Annotated in this window: 13 protein-coding genes and 1 pseudogene; 10 read left to right on the top strand and 4 right to left on the bottom strand. The window is 42.6% G+C overall.

The genetic code is table 11. The annotated features are described in order from the left end of the window. The first annotated feature begins 455 nt into the window (after positions 1–455). Positions 456–596, top strand: coding sequence for a hypothetical protein (locus AC58U0_RS00645; RefSeq protein ID WP_497377090.1), 141 nt, complete (start codon positions 456–458; stop codon positions 594–596). Positions 597–823: 227 nt separating this feature from the next. Here AC58U0_RS00645 and AC58U0_RS00640 read toward each other — a convergent pair whose 3' ends face one another. Genes AC58U0_RS00640 through AC58U0_RS00625 form a run of 4 tightly spaced genes read right to left on the bottom strand, consistent with a single transcriptional unit; the run spans position 824 to position 4,023 of the window. After that, on the bottom strand, positions 824–1,342 hold the full coding sequence (locus AC58U0_RS00640; protein WP_497377089.1) for a hypothetical protein: 519 nt from the start codon (positions 1,340–1,342) through the stop codon (positions 824–826). Position 1,343: 1 nt separating this feature from the next. Next, entirely contained in the window at positions 1,344–2,240 is an 897-nt protein-coding gene (locus AC58U0_RS00635; RefSeq protein WP_497377088.1) for a gamma-glutamylcyclotransferase family protein, read from the bottom strand. A 55-nt stretch (positions 2,241–2,295) separates the two neighbouring features. After that, complete coding sequence (locus AC58U0_RS00630) at positions 2,296–3,246, bottom strand: hypothetical protein (RefSeq protein ID WP_497377087.1); 951 nt, start codon at positions 3,244–3,246, stop codon at positions 2,296–2,298. Between the two features lie 18 nt (positions 3,247–3,264). Next, positions 3,265–4,023: a hypothetical protein gene (locus AC58U0_RS00625; RefSeq protein WP_497377086.1), complete on the bottom strand. Its 759-nt coding sequence runs from the start codon at positions 4,021–4,023 to the stop codon at positions 3,265–3,267. A gap of 418 nt (positions 4,024–4,441) precedes the next feature. Between AC58U0_RS00625 and AC58U0_RS00620 the strand changes: the two genes are divergently transcribed. The 9 genes and pseudogenes from AC58U0_RS00620 (at position 4,442) to AC58U0_RS00580 (ending at position 22,301) form a co-directional block, all read left to right on the top strand. Further along, positions 4,442–5,686: a vWA domain-containing protein gene (locus AC58U0_RS00620; RefSeq protein WP_497377085.1), complete on the top strand. Its 1,245-nt coding sequence runs from the start codon at positions 4,442–4,444 to the stop codon at positions 5,684–5,686. Positions 5,687–5,766: 80 nt separating this feature from the next. After that, positions 5,767–6,732, top strand: coding sequence for a helix-turn-helix transcriptional regulator (locus AC58U0_RS00615; RefSeq protein WP_497377084.1), 966 nt, complete (start codon positions 5,767–5,769; stop codon positions 6,730–6,732). A 16-nt stretch (positions 6,733–6,748) separates the two neighbouring features. Continuing rightward, positions 6,749–9,655 carry a PD-(D/E)XK nuclease family protein gene (locus AC58U0_RS00610; protein WP_497377083.1) on the top strand — a complete coding sequence of 969 codons (2,907 nt, stop codon included), beginning with the start codon at positions 6,749–6,751 and terminating at the stop codon, positions 9,653–9,655. Then, a complete protein-coding gene (locus AC58U0_RS00605; protein WP_497377082.1) occupies positions 9,648–12,944 on the top strand; it encodes a UvrD-helicase domain-containing protein in 3,297 nt (1,098 codons plus the stop codon). Before AC58U0_RS00610 ends, AC58U0_RS00605 begins: the two co-directional genes overlap by 8 nt. A 31-nt stretch (positions 12,945–12,975) precedes the next feature. After that, a complete protein-coding gene (locus AC58U0_RS00600; protein ID WP_497377081.1) occupies positions 12,976–13,959 on the top strand; it encodes a hypothetical protein in 984 nt (327 codons plus the stop codon). A 932-nt stretch (positions 13,960–14,891) separates the two neighbouring features. Further along, positions 14,892–14,999 (top strand): annotated as a pseudogene (locus tag AC58U0_RS00595) (hypothetical protein); the annotation flags it as partial. Positions 15,000–15,448: 449 nt separating this feature from the next. Continuing rightward, positions 15,449–15,940 carry a hypothetical protein gene (locus AC58U0_RS00590; RefSeq protein WP_497377080.1) on the top strand — a complete coding sequence of 164 codons (492 nt, stop codon included), beginning with the start codon at positions 15,449–15,451 and terminating at the stop codon, positions 15,938–15,940. Positions 15,941–15,964: 24 nt separating this feature from the next. Next, positions 15,965–17,821, top strand: coding sequence for an N-6 DNA methylase (locus AC58U0_RS00585; RefSeq protein ID WP_497377079.1), 1,857 nt, complete (start codon positions 15,965–15,967; stop codon positions 17,819–17,821). Between the two features lie 292 nt (positions 17,822–18,113). Continuing rightward, on the top strand, positions 18,114–22,301 hold the full coding sequence (locus AC58U0_RS00580; RefSeq protein WP_497377078.1) for a sigma factor-like helix-turn-helix DNA-binding protein: 4,188 nt from the start codon (positions 18,114–18,116) through the stop codon (positions 22,299–22,301). Positions 22,302–22,333 lie beyond the last annotated feature (32 nt).

The following is a 22,333-nucleotide window of genomic DNA, read 5'->3' as shown; positions in this document are numbered from 1 at the left end:
AACATTTAATTTGAAATAAAGACTTACATTTTTCCGAATAATTCCTATATTTAAAAAAGTATCGACCGAGAATGCTGTGATTTTTTATTTTTCTCTTTAATATTAATTTATTTGAAGTGGTCCAGAGAAAGCCGACTTGCTTCTTGAACTGAAAGGAACAACCATGGCAAGATTCCAAAGTCAAATTAATATAGCAATCTGATAGGTACCTTGGACGAGGCACAACTTTTCATACTTGAACCTCCAAGTACTCAAGTCCCCATTAGGAGAGCTTATGCAGCTCAAGTCCGTGATTAAGTACATCCAATTTGTGCTCCGGCATTCAATATTTAATAGTTAATAGCTGACTCATTGGTGGTATACTTAATAAAATTCATGGGAAAGAGCCGTCCGTATTCCCAAAAGAAAATTGCAAAATTACAAACGAGTTGAATCTGCAACTAGGGGGATGACACGTGAATATTAAAATTATCGTTAATCATAGCGATCGAAAGTCAAAAACCGCTTGCTATAAATATCTAATCGACAAATATAAAAAAACAGGAAAAGACCTTATGCTGGCAAGAGAGCAGGTTAATGATTCTGCAAAAAAATAATATATTGTTAATTCACTTGAGTGCCTGATATCGTTCACTATAATCCATCGCAGGTTTATTATGAATGATATCAGGCTCATTATATTTATAGAAACATACATTCGCTTTACTTGTGAAATCCTCTTGAAGGGGCTAGTTTTTGTCCGATCTTCAAATCGAGGGTAAAAGTTTCGATTACTTGCGTAAATGTAAAGAAGCCCTCGTCGGGTAGGCGAGGCTTCGTAAGTTTATTCATCTAATGTACCAGCAGAAACCATCGTTTGTGTCCAAACATTCCAAGTGCGGTTGTAAGTCGGTACGCAAACCTCTACCTCAAAGGGATACTGGAATAATACATCCAATTGCCGCTTAATACTTGAACCTTCCAGAACAGTAATCACGAGTTTCCTGCCCTGGAGAATAGAGCGGCACCTCTCGTGTAGCTGATACCGATCCTGGTCGGAAATCACATTATCAATCAACATTTCTACTTGGTTAAGGGGCTTTTGAAACGCCTTATCTGCAAATCGCAGCAGCATTTCATCCTTCCATACATGTAAACCTAGAAGCAGTAGACCGTCTTCGAACATCGTTTCCGGGTCAGGAATCCAACTATGACATGAGAAATGTTCCGCGTGCCCCCAGGGAATCAACGACCATCGAGCTACTCCATTCTCAGATAGTAACAACGTACCTTCTAGATTAACGAGACCTCCTTCATACGGATGGCTTTGTCCAATAAGGATTTGAGCAGTAATAGCTCCCATGTTACATCCCCCCTTTCAAAGAGGAAGTAACCGCTGTGGTATTCTGCAACTCCTCTATGCGCTTCTGTAAGGTCTCAGCGTACTTGAGCGATAGCGCCTTTGCGCCTTCCATAATGATATCCGCATAATCGCGATGCGGCGGGACCTCCTGTGCCAACTTGTTGGTCACCTCATAGGTGATCGCTGGGAAGAACAATCCATCGCACACAATGGGGACGGGAATTCGCCGATAACATAATGGCGCACCCTCCCTCTGGTCAAGCGTTTCCATCTGATCCTGAGGAATTAAGTAAAGAATCCCCTCAGCAACTTCACGAATCGCTGGGATCAAATCGGCTACACCACCAGACCGACTATTGGAATATCGGGTGAAGGCAACACGATAGCCCGGAATCTCCACCCGGCCAACCATCTGATACCCTGCTACCGTATTGGCTAAGGAAGCCTCACTCATGCAGCTACCATATGCAACGTAAGGCACTCGATCTTGACCGGAGCCCTGTGGCCATAGGCCAGCAGGTAATAACTCGTCTAGCGACAGTTCTTCTTTTCGCCCATTCGGAAACCGGTACATTTCACACGAGACAGATTCACCATCCATGGTAACCGCCATTGTAGTGATCCGTTCATACAAACCAGACGTGGGCCTCGCATGAATTACTCCCTCCAATTGGTCCATTGACTGGAACGCATCCTCTACCAATTCCGGAAGAAATTCCACAAGCTCTCCGTATACCCAACCGCTACCTTCTACAACTGCAGGGAATGGACCCAGGTTATAAAGCCACCCGCGCACCGCCGCTGGGGTTACACTTGCAATGTAATGCTCGATCAGTTGATGGTTGCCTTGGCCCCTTTTTAACGTACCGTAAACAAAGACTTTTCTCTTATGTGCCATTGTCATTTCCTCCTCAGTATTTGATAGCGAATCAACACTATCAGGATACCAAGGGTCATCTGACACGATCTGACTCTTTCCATTGAAGATCCAAGTCATGCTCCAAGCTTTCAGGATAGAGTAGGCAATACGTCGTACCAGGTGCCAGGGAATACCGTACAAAGGATAGAACTTTGGCCGAGAGCAATTTGCGCAACCTGCCGATGTATTTATCGATCCGATTTCGGGGTGCACGCTCTCCCTGGGGGAATTTCTCCCCATATCTTGCTAAATATATATTTGCGATGCTGCATTCCGAGCCTTTCAGTATCATCATTGCCAGTACGTTGGCGTCAACTCGTTTCAAAACTGTCAGTTTTCCAAATACGAAATATTGTTCCTGCACGAAGTCAATAAAAATGTCATATTGCTCCGGCCTTTGCCTCTGTCTCCAAAGCAGTTCTTGCCGGCCGCTAAGAAGTGATTGACTGTGTCTTCTTTCGGAAGTATAAGCGATCAATTCAGCCGCGTCGCTATCAGCATCCTCATCGGCAAATTCGTCTTCATAAATTGCAGTAAGATCCACTTGTTCCTGAAGCTGTTTGGCAGTCGGATCGGTGCTGGCATTTAAGCGTTCAAACAGCGGTTGGACTTCTTTGCTTCTAATGAAATCCTGAAAGTAAGCCAAAATGTAACCGCAAGAACGATCCCGAATATAATCCTCCTGATCCTCCGAACGAATCAGATTCATAAACATTGGATACGCCTCGGACTTCCTGCGAAGCGCATACAACAGCACCGCCTTTCGATACAACTGCAAGGGCCTCAACTCTGCCACACGTTCCAGTAAGGTCAATTTATGAAAGGCATTCTCCCTCAGATGCATAAAACGTTTCTCATATTCGACCTGCTGATCTGTCCATCGAATGAGAGCGGCAAGATCATCTTCTTCCCTGGTTTCGTCATACTTCTTTTGCAATGCGTGGTATTGTTTATAAAACTCTTCCTCTGAAACTCCGAAAAACATACCGTATCACCACCCAAATTAATCGCTGTTGTAATCCTTCCACCGTTTAGTAGCATCACTATGTATGAAGCGTCCGGTTCTATCAAAACTTGAATTGACAGGATTCTGTCTGACCGTTGATCTTTTGGTATCCGCTTTAATATCCCTTTCGATCATCTTCGATTTGGGTAACTGTTTCTGTGAATTGGTCAGCTTCGGTTGATTCGCACCTGTTATTGATATTGTTGTTTTGACCGGGATTATATAAGTTTTATATTTGTTTTGGATCGTTGTGTATGTATCTTTCGTAAGAAACCATTTGGAGCATGCAGAACAAAATAATGCTCGTGTTCTTTCTTCCAATTCCCTTTGAATATTGTTGGTTTTGATCATGAGTATGATTTTTTTCTTTGATAGTCCTCTTTTGCAAGTTGTGCATTCAGCACCTTTAGTAAGAATGTGTTGAATCTCTCTTACCACAATCCGGTTATCATTTGGGATTTTCGGGGCAGGCACAGCAGCAGGGGATTTGGACTTAATATCCTTAACAGGTGCAGCAGGCTCAAGAGCAATCCATAGTTTCCCATGCTGGTCTGTTGTTATCCTGAAAGCTTCCAAAAGATAACCCCGAGCACACCTTTCGCAAAACAACACATCAGTCAAAAGGTTTGCGGTAATTTTGCTGTTATCTATATTTCGGTAAGTCGCATCTAGCTTGTAGGCATTTAAAGGAAAAGAGCAGTCAGTACATGATGAGATTATATTTTTAATAAAATGAATTTTCTGTATTTTCGTCATAATCCTTCTCCTTCAGGCATTCTTAGCAAATGACATGTGTCCTAATCTATTTCGACTAATTCTTTTTTCTTCCTGCACTATTTATAAGGATACTACCTGAAAATGGTAGAGGGAAGGGTGAGGTCTGATAATCGAAAGTAATTCCAATTCCATTTTGATGTGTCTTTCTTTAAGCGGGAGGGATTGTTGAGGTGATACTTATCACAATTATTGGCTTTGGCAAGACCAAGGGATGAAATATTTAACGAGCTGCAATTGCTAAAAGGTAGAATGAATACGGGGTACTATCGTAACAAGGAGACGTGTGACTTTTTCGGTCCAAGTCTTTTTTATACGAACGAACATTCTCTGACATCATGTTGACCAAAGCCTATGCTACATTCATATCAAGAGATCAGATGAGAGAGGATTGTTGCACATGAGTTCACCTATCCAAACGACCCATGCATGGAATAAGGAGTATTGGCCAACGGGAGGAACAGAGAAAGCATTCTTGCTACTCGAAATGAAAGGGAGTGCTGGTATTCAATCGGAGCGGGCACCGATGAATGTATCTCTAGTCATGGATCGCAGTGGATCCATGTCAGGGCCGCCGCTTGAATTTAGTAAGAAGGCTTGTCAGTTCGTTGTAGATCAAATGAGTCAGGTTGATCAACTCAGTATTGTGGCATTTGATAATGAAGTCGATACAATATTTACTCCTCAGCCTGTGACGCATAAGGATTTATTGAAACAGAGGATAAATAACATCCGAACGGGAGGCTCGACTAATTTAAGTGGGGGACTGCTGCAAGGCATTCAATATGTGGTGCAGGGGAAAGTTGACGGCAGCGTAAACAGAGTTCTCTTATTGTCAGACGGACATGCAAATGCCGGCATCACGGATCCTGCTATGCTGCAATCCATTGCGAAGGAATTCCATAGCATGGGAGTCGGAGTCACCACGATGGGTGTCGGGGATGGCTTTGATGAAGAGCTCTTGGAGGGCATTGCTGACCAAGGTGGTGGCAACTTTTATTTTATTGAGCACCCGGAAGATATACCTGGGATTTTCTCAAAAGAACTAGACGGTCTATCCTCTGTCGTGGCACAAAATGTACAGTTAACCATACGACCATCAGGTACAACTCAAATCACCAACATATTCGGTTACAAAGCCCAGGATGTTAAAGAGGGATTGAAGTTGTCATTAGGGGATGTATTTGATCAAGAAGTGAAGTCCATCTTAATTGAATTTGCTTTCTTTCCGCACACTGCTGGGATTCATAAAATTGTTGATCTGCAATGGGACTTTGTTGATGTGACTGAGGGGGCTAAGATAGTTACCCTTCAGCATACGGTGGAATCCCATTTCACGAATGACCTCAATTTAATTGCAAATTCTTCGAACCCTCATGTAGAGAAACAAGTGAAAATTACCGAATCTGCGATTGTTATTGAGCACGCAATTACTGCTTTTGATAGAGGTGATGAGGAAACGGGGATCATGCTTCTTCAGCAGCAAGCTGATGAGATGTTGGTGGCTGCTGTTAAATCGGAGGATGCAGAGTTACGTGAGGAAGCACAAATGTTGTACAGCCAGCTAGAAAATTTCACTTTTTCAAGTAAAACAAGAAAGACACTTCATGAACAGAAGTACAGGCAAATGAAAAGAAAGAAATAGGCAGGACTCTCCTAACCGTAGGTCGAATTTACTATATCTAGTAGTTTGGGTATAAAGAACTAAAAGGGAGAGTAAACGACGTGAAAGAACGATTAATTCGGCTAATGCGAATGATTAATTTGATACAATCCAAACCTGGCATATTGGCAAGGGAGCTAGCGGATCGCTGTGAAACAACAGAAAGAACCATATATCGTGATATCTTGGCGCTACATGCGATGAATATCCCTATTTCAAATCACGGGCATGGGAAAGGTTATGCATTTATTAGTAATTTCTCCATGTACCCGCTAGATTGGACGGAGCAGGAAGCTTTGTCATTCTCGATGTTACCCTCTGTAATGGAACAAATGAAGTCATTATTACCGGAAGGTTTTGATTCTGCCTTGGAAAAGGTCATGGGTGTTCACAAGAAAGAGAAATCGAAGCGAGCCGATATTTTACAGCATGTGACGGATGTTATCCAAATGGGTACCCCCGCCTATCGCGAGGAAGACGGAAGTGCTTCGTTCCTATACGATATTATTCAAGCCAGGTTATCTCAGCAAACGATACGAACTGTGTATTACACACAAAGCCGCAATGAGGAGTCTCAGAGAGACATTGATCCTTATTATTTAGTACCTCGAGACCATCGGTTTTACTTAATTGGTTATTGTCATTCTGCAGGGGATATCCGAACTTTCCGAATCAGTCGGTTTCGGGATGTTATGCTGCTAAGTGAAACCTTCGATAAAGGTGATTTTAATTTGAAAACCTATATGAAGAACACATGGTCCATTGAGCGAGGCGCAGACCAGATTCGTTTTAAAGTAAAATTCCATGCGAACATCGCTCGCTATGTGAAGGAAGAAGAGCTTTTTGTGAAGCCGAAATTGACGCCTCAGAAGGATGGAAGTCTACTCTTTGAAGTGACGGTGAATCATGAACGTGAATTTATGAACTGGTTAAGTCAATATGGTCCGGAAGCGGAAATTCTAGAGCCTAAAGTGTATCGGGATGTCATGAGGCAGAAGCTAGATCAATGGAGAACCTTATACGAGTAAAAAGGAGCGAAATAGCATGGTATCAGCTTTTATTAGTAACTTACATGAGAGCTTCCGGACATTTCCGTTAACTAAAAAGGTACTTATTGCGCCACGTTTCGCTGACGGACAGATGTGGTTGCATCAAGTCTGTCGTGCCTACGGCCACGTTTTGAATGTTGAAGTACAAACGATAGAAAGTCTGGCGTTGAAACAGGCTGCACTTAAGATTTTTCAGCTAAAGAAAACAGTTATTCGGCCCCAGCAGTCGTTTTGGATTATTCAGCAAATCATGATGGAACTAACCAAGGGTGAGGATCCCTACCTAACGGAGGCGATGATCACGCCAGGCATGGTCTCCTGTTTTCATCGTTCCATTGAAGATTTACGGCAAGCCTTTGTTCAGGCCAAAGACTTAGAACTGTCTTATTTCATTGACCACCGTAAGGGGACGTATTTGAGGGAAGTCCTTCTACGATACGAGAAGATGCTACAGGCGCATCATTTCGTAGATCATATGCTAGTAACCCAGCTAGTAGATGCTGAAAAGGATGGCACGATCTTTATCATGCCTGAGAATAGCTTGCTTACCAAAGTACAGCAGACGATCCTGCAGACGATAGCTGGAGAAAGCTTAGTGAAGCCGATGTTTGGCTTACCGTTTACAGCATCTGAATCTGATTTCCCTGCAGATAAGGCACAGCTGTTCCATGCAACGGGTACACTAGCTGAGGTTCGCGAAGTGATGCGAAGGGTATTATTCAATGAAAATCCACTTGATCAGGTCGAAGTTATTGCATCGAACTATGAGGCATACGCGAGTGCGATTCATACTCTGAGCTCTGAGTTGGATATTTCTTGTACGTATGGGGGCGGGTTGCCGCTTCAATACGCTCGAATGGGCTGTACCTTACTAAAGTTGGTTCATTGGCTCGAAAATGATTTTCCCATTACGGATTTCATTGCTTTGCTGCGGGATGGAGGATTATCGTTTCGGAATATGGATGATAGCATTCGATCATCGGAGTGGATCCGTACATTAGAGAATCTCCATATAGGTTGGGGCAAAGAGAGGTATTTAGATTTGCTCGAATCGATTGAAGAAGAGGGAGCTACTGAAGAGAAGCCTCTGCTGGTGAATCTTCGAAAGGTATTTCAAGGGATATTTGCAAATTGGCCGAGTGAAAATGCATGGAGTCCAGCTTTTATCATGAGATGGTTACAGCAGATTGTCACGAAGTACGGTACGATTCAGAACGAAGATGATGCTGTTATTGTAAAAGAAATGGATGAGCTGGTAGCCTCACTATCTTCTGTGGATGCGATTTTGCCCAACCTGATGAAGAAAGACGTTGCGCTACAATATGTTTCACAGCTCATTTCAGGAATTCGTGTGAGTGCCACTTCAACACCTTCCCCTGGTGCTATCCACATTTCATCGCTTTCGGGTGGTGGCTTAACGGGAAGGTCATTCACGTATATGGTTGGCATGGATGAACATAACTGGTCTGTGGCTTCTCGTCAGGATCCGGTTCTTTTAGATGAAGAAAGGCAAAATATTAGTGCTCATCTTGCGTTGGCATCGGTAAATGGAAGACTTGTGAAAATAAATCAACATAAAAGGCTCGGGAGCCTAACTGGGCTTGTAACTTTGAGCTACTCTTCTTATCAGGTAGCAGAAGGAAAGCAAGCGAGTCCTGCTTTTGAGTTTCTGCAGATCTTCCGAATCAAGCATCAAATGTCTGATGCAGATTACAGCGTTATGGGAGAAGCACTCGGCATGCCAGTCAGTTATTTATCCCATAAGTCACTCAATGAGGAGAACATCCTGCATGTAGATAGTTCGGATTTGTGGACTGCAGCGTTGATGGATGGGTCTAATCGGATGCGTAACGGACGAGACATGTTGAATGCTGAATATCCTCATATGAGCAGAGGTAGTCAAGCTGTGATGAATCGCGTTTCGAACGCGATCAGCGCGTATGATGGCTACATTCAATCTGACACGTTAGTCACAGAAATGGGTCAACGAGCATTTAGTGCAAGTCAGTTGGAACGGTATGCCGAATGCCCAATGAGATTCTACTTTGGTTATGTACTAGGGATATGGTCCAAAGATGAAGCTTCCTATGACCGAACACGTTGGTTGGAACCCATGGATCGCGGGAACTTATTACATCGTATTTTCTACGAGTATTTAAAACAAATTACGTCGGGTGGCTCACTGCCAGCGAATCATGACAGACGTATTATGCAGTCCATAACAGAAGAGCAATTGGCGGATTACCAGCGAATAGTTCCCGCACCGAGTCAGCATATCCTGCAAAAAGAGTCTAACGAGATTCGTCAGGATGTGGAATGGTTCTATAACGAAGAACTAACAAAGACGACACGTCCTCTCTATTTCGAGCAAGAACTTACAATTGATGGAGAACCCATGCAGCTAAAGCTGACTGATGGTTCCTTCCTTACGTTAAAAGGATTTATTGACCGTATAGATCAAATTGGGCCGCATTCCTACCGGATCATAGACTATAAGACGGGGAGCCCAGGTAAATATCGCGACAATGCATATTTGGCAGGCGGAACGCAGCTTCAACATGCGCTGTATGCGTTAGCCGCGGAGCAGTGGTTGAAGGAAACGGGGAGAGATAAGGATGCACAGGTTACGGAGTCAGCTTACTATTTTCCGACGGCTAGAGGTGTTGGTCGGGAAGTGGTGCGTTTGCAAGATAAGCGTGAGGTGCTGACTGGAGTTGTGAGAAATTTGCTGACCTCCATGGAACAGGGTGTGTACATACCGACAGAGGATACGAAGCGTTGCCGTTATTGCGATTATGCGACAGTTTGTGTGAATCATGCATCCTTTATGGGAGATAAAAAGAAAGATCCCGACAATGCAGTGAGGCTGAAAGAGCTCTTGGAGGTGGAAGCCATTGACTAGACCTAGCGATTGGGAAGCTAGAAACCGTATCGTAGTTGATCTTGAGTCCAACTTATTAGTTGAAGCGGGAGCGGGTTCTGGTAAAACAACGAGTCTCGTAGGCCGAATGGTGTCTCTGATTCGAACAGGGAACGCACAGGTAGATCGAATAGCGGCGATCACCTTTACGAATAAAGCGGCAGATGAGCTCCGGGAGCGTTTTCGTTTGGCAATGGAAAAGTCGCTGAGCAGCGCGAAAGATGCTGAGGAAAAGCAGCGTTATGCTGCCGCGATGGAAGGGCTAGATCAGAATTTCATAGGTACCATTCATGCATTCTGTGGCATGTTGCTTCGTGAGCGTCCCGTAGAGGCGGGGTTGGATCCAGCCTTTAGAGAGTTAGACGAAATAGAGGGGGAGGAATTCCAAAGCCGTTGTTGGGACGATTATTTACTGCAGCTTGAAGAGCTTGGTCGGGTAAACGAGTTGGAGGAGCTTCAGCGGTATGGTATCAACGTGAACACACTGAAAGCTGTGTATGATCGCGTTTCCTTGTTTAGTGATGTGCGGGTATATGCGCCTGAAGTACCGCGTCCTGATTTCGATTTGATTCGTTTGTCTTTGCCTCGCTTGATGACAGAGGCGTGGCGCTATATGCCGACCTATGAGCCGGAGAGAGGTTGGGATGCTCTACAAAAAGTCCTGCGCTTAATTAAGCAAAAAGAGCGAAATTGGAGCTGGGAAAACGACTTTCATGTACTCTCGATGGCTATGGAATTCGATAAGAAGCTGGACGTCACGCAAAATCGCTGGACAGAGAAGGCAATGGCCAAGGAAATGCGGGATCGATTTCAAGACTGGCAGATAACCGTTCTCTTCCCCTTCCTGAGATCTTGGCGAGAATACTTGTATCCGAAGTTCATTCGTTTTGTCATGCCAGCGGTTGACTATGCCCAGCAGAGAAGAACGGAGTCGGGGGTAGTCAGTTTTCAAGATTTACTCGAGAAGGCGACATCAATGCTGCGGGAATCCTCAGCTGTGAGAGGTTATTTTGCAAATAGATTCCAGCGGCTGCTCGTGGATGAATTCCAAGATACGGATCCGATTCAAGCGGAGATGATGTTTCTTTTGACTGGAACCGGGGAGCGTGAAGGGGAAAAAGATTGGCGCAAGCTACAACCGCGTCCAGGCTCCTTATTTATTGTAGGTGATCCCAAACAATCGATCTATCGTTTCCGCCGTGCGGATATTTCCATCTATAACGAAGTAAAACGTAGAATAGCAGAGTCTGGCGATGTGCTGCAGCTTCATGCCAATTTCCGATCTGTGCAGGCGATTGGTGACTACGTGAACTATCAGTTTGAGTCGAAATTTCCGAAGGAAGCGAGCGAGGAGCAGGCTGCCTTCGTGCAGATGCAGACGCGGTCTCCGAATCCTACGGCTAAGAAAAAGGCAACACATGGCATTCATACCTTGACCTATCCGAAAATGGCAGGAGGCAAGGCAGCCGTTGCAAACGAAGATGCTGGAAGAGTATCTGTTTATATCGCTTGGGCTTGTGGTAAGAACGGGTTGAACATCCAGGAGCGAGATGTGAATGGTGATTATCAGGTGCGGAGAGCTGTACCGAGTGATTTTCTTATTTTGCTAAAAACGAGAGAATTTATCAGTCTGTATGCGGAAGCACTGGATCGTTGCGGAATTCCGGCAGATACGGCTGGCAGCGCAGCTATTTACCCGGAAATGTTCAGTTTGTCGCAACTGTCTGCCAGCCTAGCAGATCCTTCGAATAAAATTGCACTCCTTTCCGTGCTGCGAGGCGAGTTATTCGGCATAAGTGATCAGGAGCTTTATGATTATAAAAAGGCGGGGCATCCATTCCACTATCTGGCTATACCCGATGAAGGCGTAGAAATGCGAGAAGCGATGCCGGTATACGCTGTGCTGGAGAAGCTACGCACCTACTATGCATGGACTCGTAAGCTGCCGGCAGTAACGGCGGTAACTCGTATTATGGAGGATATGGGCCTACTTGTTCATGCCTCACAGAAAGAAGCGGGATCGACACGCGCGGGAACACTAATTAAGCTTTTGCAGCAGTTACAAGATGAAATCAACAGCGCTGCGGGATGGGGCGCTTTGGCAGAGACACTCGCGGAGTGGTGCCAAGGTAGAGGTGTAGAAACCTCAAGTTTGTATGCGGGGCGGAATCAGTCTGTGCGTATTATGAACCTGCATAAGGCCAAAGGGTTGGAAGCGCCTGTGGTATTCCTCGCATGCCCTTGTGGCGAATCGGATCACGATGCAACCGAATATGTCGACCGGACCGTCGACCCAGCTGTTGGCTATTTTACCATCTCGCAGCAAAAGTATGATTTCGTCAAAGTGGTCTTGGCTCAACCGGTTGGTTGGGAGACGATGAACCTCAGAGAGCGAGAATTTATGAACGCTGAAAGGGATCGTTTGCTGTATGTGGCGGCTACGCGCGCGAAGCAAATGCTGGTTATCAGCCAGTATCCGGAGCAGCCAGCGAAATGTCCGTGGAGTCCGCTCCTGCTGGGCATGGAAATGGTTCCAGAGCTTGAAGTCCCTGCTTTTGTGGCGGAGGAACGAGCAGAATATAGAGGGCAGTTGGATGTGGCTGCATTCATGTCAGACCGAGCTGCGAAAGTGGTGCGAATGGGGCAGTCTTCCTACTCACGTGCATCTGTCACTGGTCTGACTAAGAGTTCGGGAGAAGTACCCGAGTGGTCGTCGGAAGGACGCGGCATGGCTTATGGCAGTCTCGTGCATATGGGTATCGAAGCTGTCGGTAAAGGCATGGAAGGTGAGCAGCTTCTAGCCTATATGGAAATGCTGGCAGGTCAGCTCAAGGTGAAGGGTGATTTGGTAGTGGATGCTGTTCTTGCCGTGGTTGCTTTCACGAACAGCGATCTATGGCAGCGAGCGCTTCGAGCGAGAACACGCCTGCATGAGGTCAGGCTTTTGTTTAAAAAGAATTCAGAGGAGATCGCTGTCGAGGCTGTGTCTGACCCTGAAGTTGCTGTTTGTATCGAAGAATGGACATTGCCAGACACTGTACGTACTGTCTATGTCGAAGGTGTCATCGACTTCTTGTTTGAAGAAGAGGACGGTTGGGTGATCGTTGACTTCAAGACGGACCAGTTCGAGGTGGGGAAGGAAGAAGCTTTTGTTCGCTTCTATCGGCCGCAGGTGATGACCTATGCACGGGAGTGGGAGCAGACATTTGGGCATAGGGTAAAGGAAGCAGGGCTTTATTTTGTGGGGTATGAGAGGTATGTAGGGTTGTAATAGGTGATTTGACAAAAAAAGGGGAATCCGTATGAATCAAACACAGAAGTGGGTCTTAACTAAAGAAGATTACAAAGTACTGATTAATTATTTTGGATGCGGAAATTTCCCTGAAGCTAAGATACTCTTTTTCGGAAATGAGGAAGGGGTCGGAGGAAATGAACTCGAAGCGAATCTCATTTCGCGTATTGAAAAGTTTGGTCAGTATGACGAAAATGGACATCTACGATCTTCATTAAAGTCACCCCATAAAGAGGCTGGATATTGGGAACCTAGTGGAGCTCTAGGTGGAGATAAAGTACACGCCTATTTGTATGCACAAGGTCGTGTAAGTGAAGAGCAAAGAAAACCTTTTAAGGAAGGCTTTTTCTTGCCCATGGCGGCTAGAATTTGTTTGGATCTGGAGAACCCACAGGTAGACCCAACGCACTGGTTTCAACCAGCGGATAACAGAGATGCCAAGAACGAAATCGACAATTTTATCTTAGAACATCTATTTCAGAAACGAGAATGTGGCATACAAACAGCATTAACGGATTGGCGTCCTTTACCTCGCGTTACGGAGGAGGATTCACCCGAAGAATATGCTGGGATAGATTGGAAAAAATATGATCGAGCTTTCGGTAACCCAAATCGTACGCAAGTTATTCAGGATGAATTTACTTGTTATTCAGATGACGCGAAGCATAGAGCAGCGATTCTGCAAGAGTTATTACTAACATTCAAAATTCCAGTCATGATTGGATTTGGTGCTGTTCCTACGAAAATGAAACTATTAACTCATATTTTTCCAGGGACGAAGTTTGAAACGATGGCTTCAGAAGTGTTCCCGAATCATAAAGGTGTGCAGGCAACGATACATCTTCAAAATCATAATATGTACGTGATGTTGTTACCTTTCCCCGATCCCAAAACACCGACTTGGTTCGGTCTTCCGAAAGAAGACAAATATAAGACAATGCTAGCCTATTTTAGTGAAATGGTTCGAACGTATATTAAGCCAGCAATGAAATAAATGCTGTCACATTCATTTTGATACAGAGAAGGGAAAAACGAGAAGAATGAGCTATGACCCTATCGTTGAAAAAGCTTTCCAAATGGTTTTAAATCGAAGTGAAAGCGATGATTTAGATGCATTAGGGACACTTAATGAATTCCATAAAAGAATTGAAGAGTGGAATTGACAAACATTGGAAGGTTTATCGTTTGTTAGAGATTACTTAGTTGGTAATCATATGAATAAAATTATTGTAAAAGGGTTCGACATCTGGAGGTACAGAGCAGTTCATTCACTTAATCTCGACAGAATCGAATATACAAAGTAAGATTGCAGAGCTTTTTCGAATTCGAAAAAGCGGTACTTTAGCGTCTTGTCTCGTACATCGTATTCATGATGTTAAGTTTATTCAAACCGGTTTAACTCATTCTAACGTAGTTGGAGCAAGCCCTGAACAGTACACGCATCGGTTCTATTGTTGTATCTTTATCGAAATCATTACAGCAATTGCAAAACGCAGTCAACTGAATAAAACGGCAGAAATTTTAGAAATAACGAGACCTAATGGATTATCCTTTACCCATTTACAAATTCAAGTTAGAGGGAGAGTAAGGGAAAGACTAAGAAATCTAGGGTTAGAAAATGAGTATAATCACTTAGATACATTCAGAAAGTCGATCGTTGCCTATCACATCGTCGAAGCTCAACAATCACTGAGTTGGCGATAATCATACTCGAAATGATAAGGGGGAGAACGAATGACCAGCATTCAAGCTAAGCATTTACTCTATATCCGTATGGCAGCTAGAAAAATGGGAAACGGGATAAAGGCAGGTAATGTCGATGTCGACCAGAACACGCCGCATCTGCTTTTCATACGTAAATATATGGCGTATTTGAAAGCTACTTTAACAAAGATATCTGGACATAAACAGAGAAAATTGCTTGAGTTTCGTAGATTGGAAAACCGAATTAATCGTACCAGTAGACTTTTGGATTTAGGTGCGCCGCAGATTATCATACAAAACGAAATTCGCCAACTCATTGCATATATTGATCTGGTGGAAGAGATTCTGAATGGAATCATTCCTAGACTCTCTCATCGACAAAAGGATGAGTTGCTATCTGAGAACGTCATGTTCGAAGATCCTACTCATCGGAACTACATCATGAATGAGCATTACTTGGGCTATCGTCTCTAACTAATGCAACAAAAAACCTCATCCCTCACGCATTCATCGTGGTGGCTGAGGTTTTTAATCGTTTCTAATCCGAGTTACAAAAACCGCCGATGATGCTTCTTCCCGTCAATGCTAAACAACACCGGCTTATCCTCGACGACCGTATGCATGTGAATGGTCTTTCCCCACAGCTTATCGGAAAAAGAAGTTTAAGTTTTAATAAATTTTTTTAAAAAATAAACACTTTACTTTTTAAAATTATAGTGTTATATTTATCCCAAGGAATTAAAAATAAAACGTTTACTTTTGAAAGTGAGGGAAATATAATGGAAAATAACATTCGCTCAATGAAACAAGAAAACCAAAAGGTGAAGGTAATGCCTCAAAACACTTTAAGAGCAGTTCGCGATTTACTGTATCAAGGGAAAGGTTCAATTATCCCACAATTTCGGAAACGGTTTGATTCTGATTCGCTGATGGCCGCGCGGTTTACTGACACCAATGAAGGAGCACCCGACGTATTAGATCTTGTTGCCTTTAAAGCTCCCGAAGAGAAACGCTATCTTATTGAAATGCAGCTAGGTACTAAAGAAATCCCAACAGATATCGAAAAAAGAATTATGGATGAAAAAGCTTACTTGGTAATGGCCATTAAAGGGACTTTTGATTCTTCCAAATTGGAGTTCTTAACTTGGGTGGATAGACTGGAAAATCCAATGATTGTTCAACCTATATATGATCGTCATATGTTTGCTGAGCCTGTGCTTGTACATAGCGAAAGAAGATCAGTAAATTTCCAACGCTGCATTCGCAGATAAGATATCCAAAGGAGCTAACATAAAATGGTCACCAATAAATCGGAAGCAGCATTATTCGGAATGGCTGATAAGCTTAGAAGTACGATGTTAACGGCTGATAAATATGATAACGTGATTGTTCCTTTATTTTCACTTCGCTATGGATACATATTTCAAGAAAAGTATGCACTTCATTTCTCCATGCCATGGTCAGAGATTTCTGGTGACAGATCTGGAAACAAAGTCATGCATGCACTAAATGAACTAGCTGCTCAGCGGCCGGATATTCAACAGGGTTTAATGCTGTTCGACATAGAAAGCTGTAGAGGCATTTTACCAGAACTAATGTACCTGTTAGAAAAAATAGAATTTAAAGAAGACAGTAGCGTATTATTAGAAACGTATTTTCAAACAGGAGCAAAATTTCGTAGTAAATATGGTATGTTAGTCGAACCAAATGAAATCAATGAATTAGCAGTGAGAATTTTGGATGTGAAACCGAACACTTCTGTCTACGACATGGCAGCAGGATATGCCAGATCTCTTGTAATAGCAGCACAATCAACTTCGAATGTGTATGTGCATGGAAATGACATTAATAATGAAGCTGTGGGAATTGGGCAACAATACTGTTTTATGTCTGGCATACAGGAATTTCACTATGAGCAAAATGATGTTTTTAACTTACTTAGCAACGAATTAAATTCTGAACGGAAATATAATTATGTATTATCGCATCCTCCCCTAGGATTTAAAATAGATCAAGAAATCCGCACCAAATATGGGGTTATTAGAAAAGAAGCCACAATGGGTTTTGTTATTCATGCCTTAGATTCATTAAAGGAAAATGGTAAAGCCGTTGTAACAGTGTCCAATAGTGTGTTATTTCAAGGAGCAGCTACCGGGGAAATTCGCAGAGTCTTGGTAGAGGATGACCTAATCGATGCAGTTATTACCTTACCAGCAGGTATATTTATGGGAACGGCTATTCCGATTACCATGCTCGTGTTAGATAAAAATAAAACCCCTGAGCGTAAAGGTAAAGTGCAAATCATAGATGCCACCTCATTCGGAGAGCGCAAACGTGGAACAACAATCATTTCATCTGCCGAGATTGATCAAATTATGGATCGATACACCTATTTCAAAGAGGATAATAAATTAAGCAGGATTTTGGATGTATTCGAAATTCGACAAAACAACTACAATTTATTACCTGGCTCTTATGTCCAAATGGAAGATGCTAAATCCATCATAGGAGAAGTACAAATTGATCGCTCAGCCTTTGAAAAAAATACAAAAACGGTGCCTTTACGGCAGGTAGTAGATATCTTTAGGGGACTAAATACGGCAGGGAGTTTGGATACGGACACCAAGAAGGCCAAAGTAATTCAACTAGCAGACGTTCAAGACGGTGTCTTGGATCTAGATAAGGTTGAAACCTACGGATTGAAAGCAACGACCAAAGAAGAGGAAGGCGAAATAAAAGCCGGAGACGTGTTGTTAACGAGCAGAGGAATCGCTATGAAATTTGCAGTTGTACCCGAGCTTCCAGGAAATGAGACTTATTATTTATCAGCGAATTTTATAGGAATTCGCCCTTTACCTGGAGTTAATCCTTACTTTCTCTTAGCTTTCTTCGAGAGTCCTATTGGAGAATCCTATATTCGTTCTTTGAGAAAAGGAGCAGCTTTGCCCATTTTAAATGTTAAAGACATACAGGATATTCCTATTCCTAAATTGACTCCAAATGAGATGGAGCAGATTGGAAGTCAATATAAGAAAGCTTCAAGGGACTATGTAGAGGCAATTTTGGCTGCTGAATGTATGCGTATTAATCAATTGGAACAGGTATACGCCAACATTGGAATAAGTGAAGGTTATAAGAGAAAATCTAATTAATCTGTCCAGTTGACGAAAAATCGCCATATCTATAACTACAAGGGTTAATTTGGCATTACATTAGTATCATTAAAAAGAGGGTTGCTTACATTTTTGTCGAATAATATCCAAATTAAGTAGTTCTTCAGTCATTGAAGCATGTCTGATATAAATTTGAGACACGAGTGTCATTTATATAGGACAATCGTGTCCTTTTTGTTGATAAGAACGTATGTTTTCTGACAGATTGCTGTCAAAGCAGTAATGTAATATTTATAGTAATCAAGTTAACGAGAAGAAGTGTGAGGACAACATGAAAGCGAAAGAAGAGTTATTTTCTTTTTTGCAAACCGAATATCAAGATCTTGCTGAGTTAGCGGCTAGTATTGAGCGAAGTGTTTATGCGGATCCCCATGTTGTTCTTGTCAAAGCAAGACTATTTGGAGAAAAGTTCGCGAAACTCGTCATGAAGCAAGAGGATATCAACGAGGTATTCGATGTCAAACAGGTAGATCGAATTCATAAGTTAGCTCGACTACAAGTCATTAACGACGACGTCCGGAGTAGTTTGGAGTGGTTGAGACTACAAGGGAATAAAGCTGCCCACGAAACAGAATACGGAACTGTCGAGTTATCATTGAACGCACATAGAATTCTTTACGATTTGTCCTCTTGGCTATTTGAAGTTTATGGGGATTTAGCGTTTAAGGCTCCGGCATACAGACTTCCTATTATGGAACGAGCAGGGAGCATCGATAAAGATGAAATAAGTGCCTTAATCTCTCAAGTGTTGAAGAGTACGCTAGAGAATACACTAATGCCTTCTATTCAAAGTACGATTCGTCAAATGCAAGAAGAGGTCATGCGTTCCTCCATTGTAAGCACTGTAATGCAATTAGAGGACGTGAAAGAAATTGTCCAAGAAGCTAAGAATACGAAACAATTTGAAGTGGAAGCACCTAAACAAATAAAGATAGAAGATTTTAATCTAATCGAATATCTTAAGGAAAATACAATTGAGTCGATTGATAAGCGAGATGTTGGTGGAGCTCTTTGGATTGTTGGGGGCTGGGGTCTTAATAAAATTCTATTTCCGTTAAAAGAACACGGGATCTATTTCAAATTCACCCCCAAAGGAAGCGGAGCCACGAAGAAAAAACCGGGATGGTTTTTGTTAGGTAAAAAAGAAACCTCCACTGAAAATGAATCTATTGAAATCAAGCCGGTAAATGAAGTCGTAGAATCTCAAATCATAATACCAACTTATCTTATGCAAACAAAGCTTGAGGAATATTCTTCTGGACCGGTGACCGAGTTAGTTGGATTCTTTGGCATTCATTATTTCAAAGAAATTACAGATGAACATTTAAGAACGATTTACGCGAAAGATCAGCAGAAATTTTACGATATCATTACGCATCTGTGGTTTCTAGGATCTCGGTTCATAGGAAAGCTTGCAGGGCTGCTTACTCTAAATCATGAAGAAAACACAATCACTTTACATACAGCCAAGCCTTTGAGTGGTGAAATTCGTGAGTTTTTGCCTGCGAATATGGCGGAAAGATTCCTCCACTATGGCATTCATCGCCTATCGCAATTGAATTATATTCCGATTCCATCCTTGCAGTGGTTGATGAATACGCATTATGAAGAAGTGTTCGCCAAACTTAAACCTTACTTCTATGAGGAAGAACAAGTAATTGAAGAACTTGAAGAACTTGAAGAACTTGAAGAAGTTGAAGAAGTAGAGATAGAAGCAGAACAAGAACAAGTAAACAGTGCTACGCCGGAAGTAACGGTCAAACAAGTTTGCTTTTCTGGAGAATGTGTCTTTATTACACCGGAGAAATCAGCGTTCCCTATCAACTATGAAACCTTTAAGGGTTGCAATAAATTAGTTTGGTATTTACAAAAGAACGACATGGAAACAATCGGAGATCTGCCTACAGAGCTTCAGCCATTCGAAGGGATGAAAGGGATAGGTACTAACTATCTACGTAAGTTTTTCGGCGAATTGATACGTATAGTTGCTGAAGATGAAATGGACGCTAGTCTTTTCATCAAGCAAGAGATAGCTACAACGGATCCTAGTGAGGGCAAAAGAATCAGTTATGAGAAGCAATATGTAGACTTACCTAACACAATCTTAGATGTGAAAATGGACGTGAAGGATTTCCTAACCTGTCAGTTGCTCATCTCTAGATTGGCATTTAAAAAGCTAGATACTTATGGACAGTTACCGGGGAATCTTGTTGAGTTAACACGTATACCCTCTGTTGGTAAAGGAGTGGTCGCCAAGTTCTTTGAACATCTGAAACTCAAATTAGAGAAATGGCACGAGGAGCAGTTAGAACTTGAGAGGACCAGCCTCATACCTCAAGATGAGCTGGAAAACCACTATTTTCAGCAATTCGCCACTTCGATAGAGGACATGATTACATCAGATACAATATGCCAACAATTGGATATTGAGCCTAGGACATTAGAAGTCCTTCTGGAAAGATTCCAGAGTGTTCAGAATGGGAAGCGATTCACTTTAGAAGAATGTGGTCAAAAGTATGGATTGACGCGTGAACGCATCCGTCAGATTATCAAAAAAACAGTTTCGAAAATTGGCCTTAGCGGTAACAACTGGATAGCTATGCTGAAAGTGCGATTAGAAGAGCAAAAGGGACTCGTATTAAACCAAGTGCTCAAGAATGACAACTTCAGTGATCATTTGATTATTGAAGCATTGGAGAATGAGGGGATTTACCTTATCTACGGCTGCAATGTCTTCTCTACCTACAGCAAAGCAGAGTTAGCTGCTCTCGAGAAGGAACTTGATAGTTGGTTGGGTAGGCAATGTGCCGGAAGACTTCTTGATGAAACGCAGCTAAATGTGACACTGTCCTTACGATCTAACGAGACAGGGATCTCCGCTGAAGTTAACCACTTTATGGTCGAGCCGTACTTTACGCAAACAGCCTCGGGGCAATTCATCCTGGCGAATTATTCGAAAGTTGACCTTGTATCCCTCGTCATGCAGCAGTATCCGGAAGGTGTGGAAATATATAAAAATGGCGCTGAACTCCTAGATAAAGGAAATCAGATTGTTCCCCACTCGTTCCAGAAGGATCGAGATTTTTATTCCGTTGTAACTAGGGATGAACAATCGGATAAATTCTACTTATGGGGCCGCGGCGTCTATATTCATCATTCTTTCGTGCTACCTGATATGGAAATATTAGAAAAAGTCGCAAAAGAAATTGCCCTGCAATTGGAAAATCAACGAACCATTTCGGTTGGAGGGGTTTACCGGATTTTCGAATCGGAGTTGAAAGAGAGGGGCATTCCGAACGAATATGCCCTCTACACCTTGCTGAGAATGCACTTCTCTACCTACTTTACTGTGCCTAAGTTCCCGAAGATCACACGATTTGGTGATACAGGAAGCATTAGAAACAGTGATTTAATAAAAGAATATATCCGTGAGCAGGGGACCCATGTGACGCGGAAACAGCTATTTTCCGAATTTGTGGAGAATAAGGGCTGGAAGTCGTTCACTTTGGAAATCAATTTATCTACGGACCCGGAGATTATTCAAGTTGATCACGGTTCTTATGGATTGATTGAATTCTATGCCCATCTTGATGACACATCACTTAGGCAAATTAGCAACAAAATCGTGATGCTTCTTACATACAATACTTCCATTGATGTAAAAAGGGTATTCGATGAAATGGAGTCAGAATGTCTCTCCTTGCATATTAACACTCCCTATTTACTTTATAGTCTGCTTAGGGAGTATTGCCAAGAACAATTCTCATGTCCACGAACGCCTCATATCGTTCAGAAAGGGATGGAGGAAGAGCAAGTTTCCTTTACATCACTGATTGAAAACTATCTTCTGGAACGAGAAGAAGTCGTATCTCGAGAAGAAATGTTGCACTGGCTAACGGAAGAGATAGGAACATCATACTTGAAATTAGAGATGGCACTTAGTGAGTCATCTAGGATCTTCTACTACACCCGTGGACAACAAGGGGAATACATTCATGAGGATGTACTTGGCTGGAATGATCAACTGAAAGAGAAACTACGTCTTTATATGAACGCTAGATTAAATAAAGAGTATGCAGCTTCTGTTAGGCCTTTTGTAGTGATCAGTGATTGCTTCGAAACGGAACATCTACCTAAGTTGACTGGAAGCTTGCGGTGGTCTCGAGATCTGTTTTTGGATTGTTTGAAAAGGGATGATAACTTCATTCTTCTAGGCTCTAAGGGGCATATAGTACTGAAGAGAAAGAATCCGTCTTTTATTGAGACGAATACTGATTTTATTGCTTATGTGCTTCGCAAAGAGTTTGGGGGATCGGCCCCCGCAGCGGATTTGAAAAAGAAGTTACGAGATGACGCTTACTCGCATACAGGGGATTTTCTTCAGGATACGGAGATTCTAATGGATGCGGCAGCAGCACCATTTAGATTGGTGGATGGGGTTTATCGGATTATTACTTAAAAATTTAAACGGAACAAGAGGGATTACACAAT

The sequence above is a fragment of the Paenibacillus sp. J31P190 genome (assembly GCF_059692075.1).
The sequence above is the reverse complement of the archived record's forward strand: the minus strand, read 5'-3'. Positions and strand labels throughout refer to the sequence as shown.

Bases quoted from the DNA above. Each gene is read 5' to 3' on its own strand.
- AC58U0_RS00620 (WP_497377085.1), top strand. From the start codon at position 4,442: ATGAGTTCACCTATCCAAACGACCCATGCATGGAATAAGGAGTATTGG.
- AC58U0_RS00590 (WP_497377080.1), top strand. From the start codon at position 15,449: ATGGAAAATAACATTCGCTCAATGAAACAAGAAAACCAAAAGGTGAAG.
- AC58U0_RS00585 (WP_497377079.1), top strand. From the start codon at position 15,965: ATGGTCACCAATAAATCGGAAGCAGCATTATTCGGAATGGCTGATAAG.
- AC58U0_RS00600 (WP_497377081.1), top strand. From the start codon at position 12,976: ATGAATCAAACACAGAAGTGGGTCTTAACTAAAGAAGATTACAAAGTA.
- AC58U0_RS00635 (WP_497377088.1), bottom strand. From the start codon at position 2,240: ATGGCACATAAGAGAAAAGTCTTTGTTTACGGTACGTTAAAAAGGGGC.
- AC58U0_RS00580 (WP_497377078.1), top strand. From the start codon at position 18,114: ATGAAAGCGAAAGAAGAGTTATTTTCTTTTTTGCAAACCGAATATCAA.
- AC58U0_RS00630 (WP_497377087.1), bottom strand. From the start codon at position 3,246: ATGTTTTTCGGAGTTTCAGAGGAAGAGTTTTATAAACAATACCACGCA.
- AC58U0_RS00610 (WP_497377083.1), top strand. From the start codon at position 6,749: ATGGTATCAGCTTTTATTAGTAACTTACATGAGAGCTTCCGGACATTT.
- AC58U0_RS00640 (WP_497377089.1), bottom strand. From the start codon at position 1,342: ATGGGAGCTATTACTGCTCAAATCCTTATTGGACAAAGCCATCCGTAT.
- AC58U0_RS00625 (WP_497377086.1), bottom strand. From the start codon at position 4,023: ATGACGAAAATACAGAAAATTCATTTTATTAAAAATATAATCTCATCA.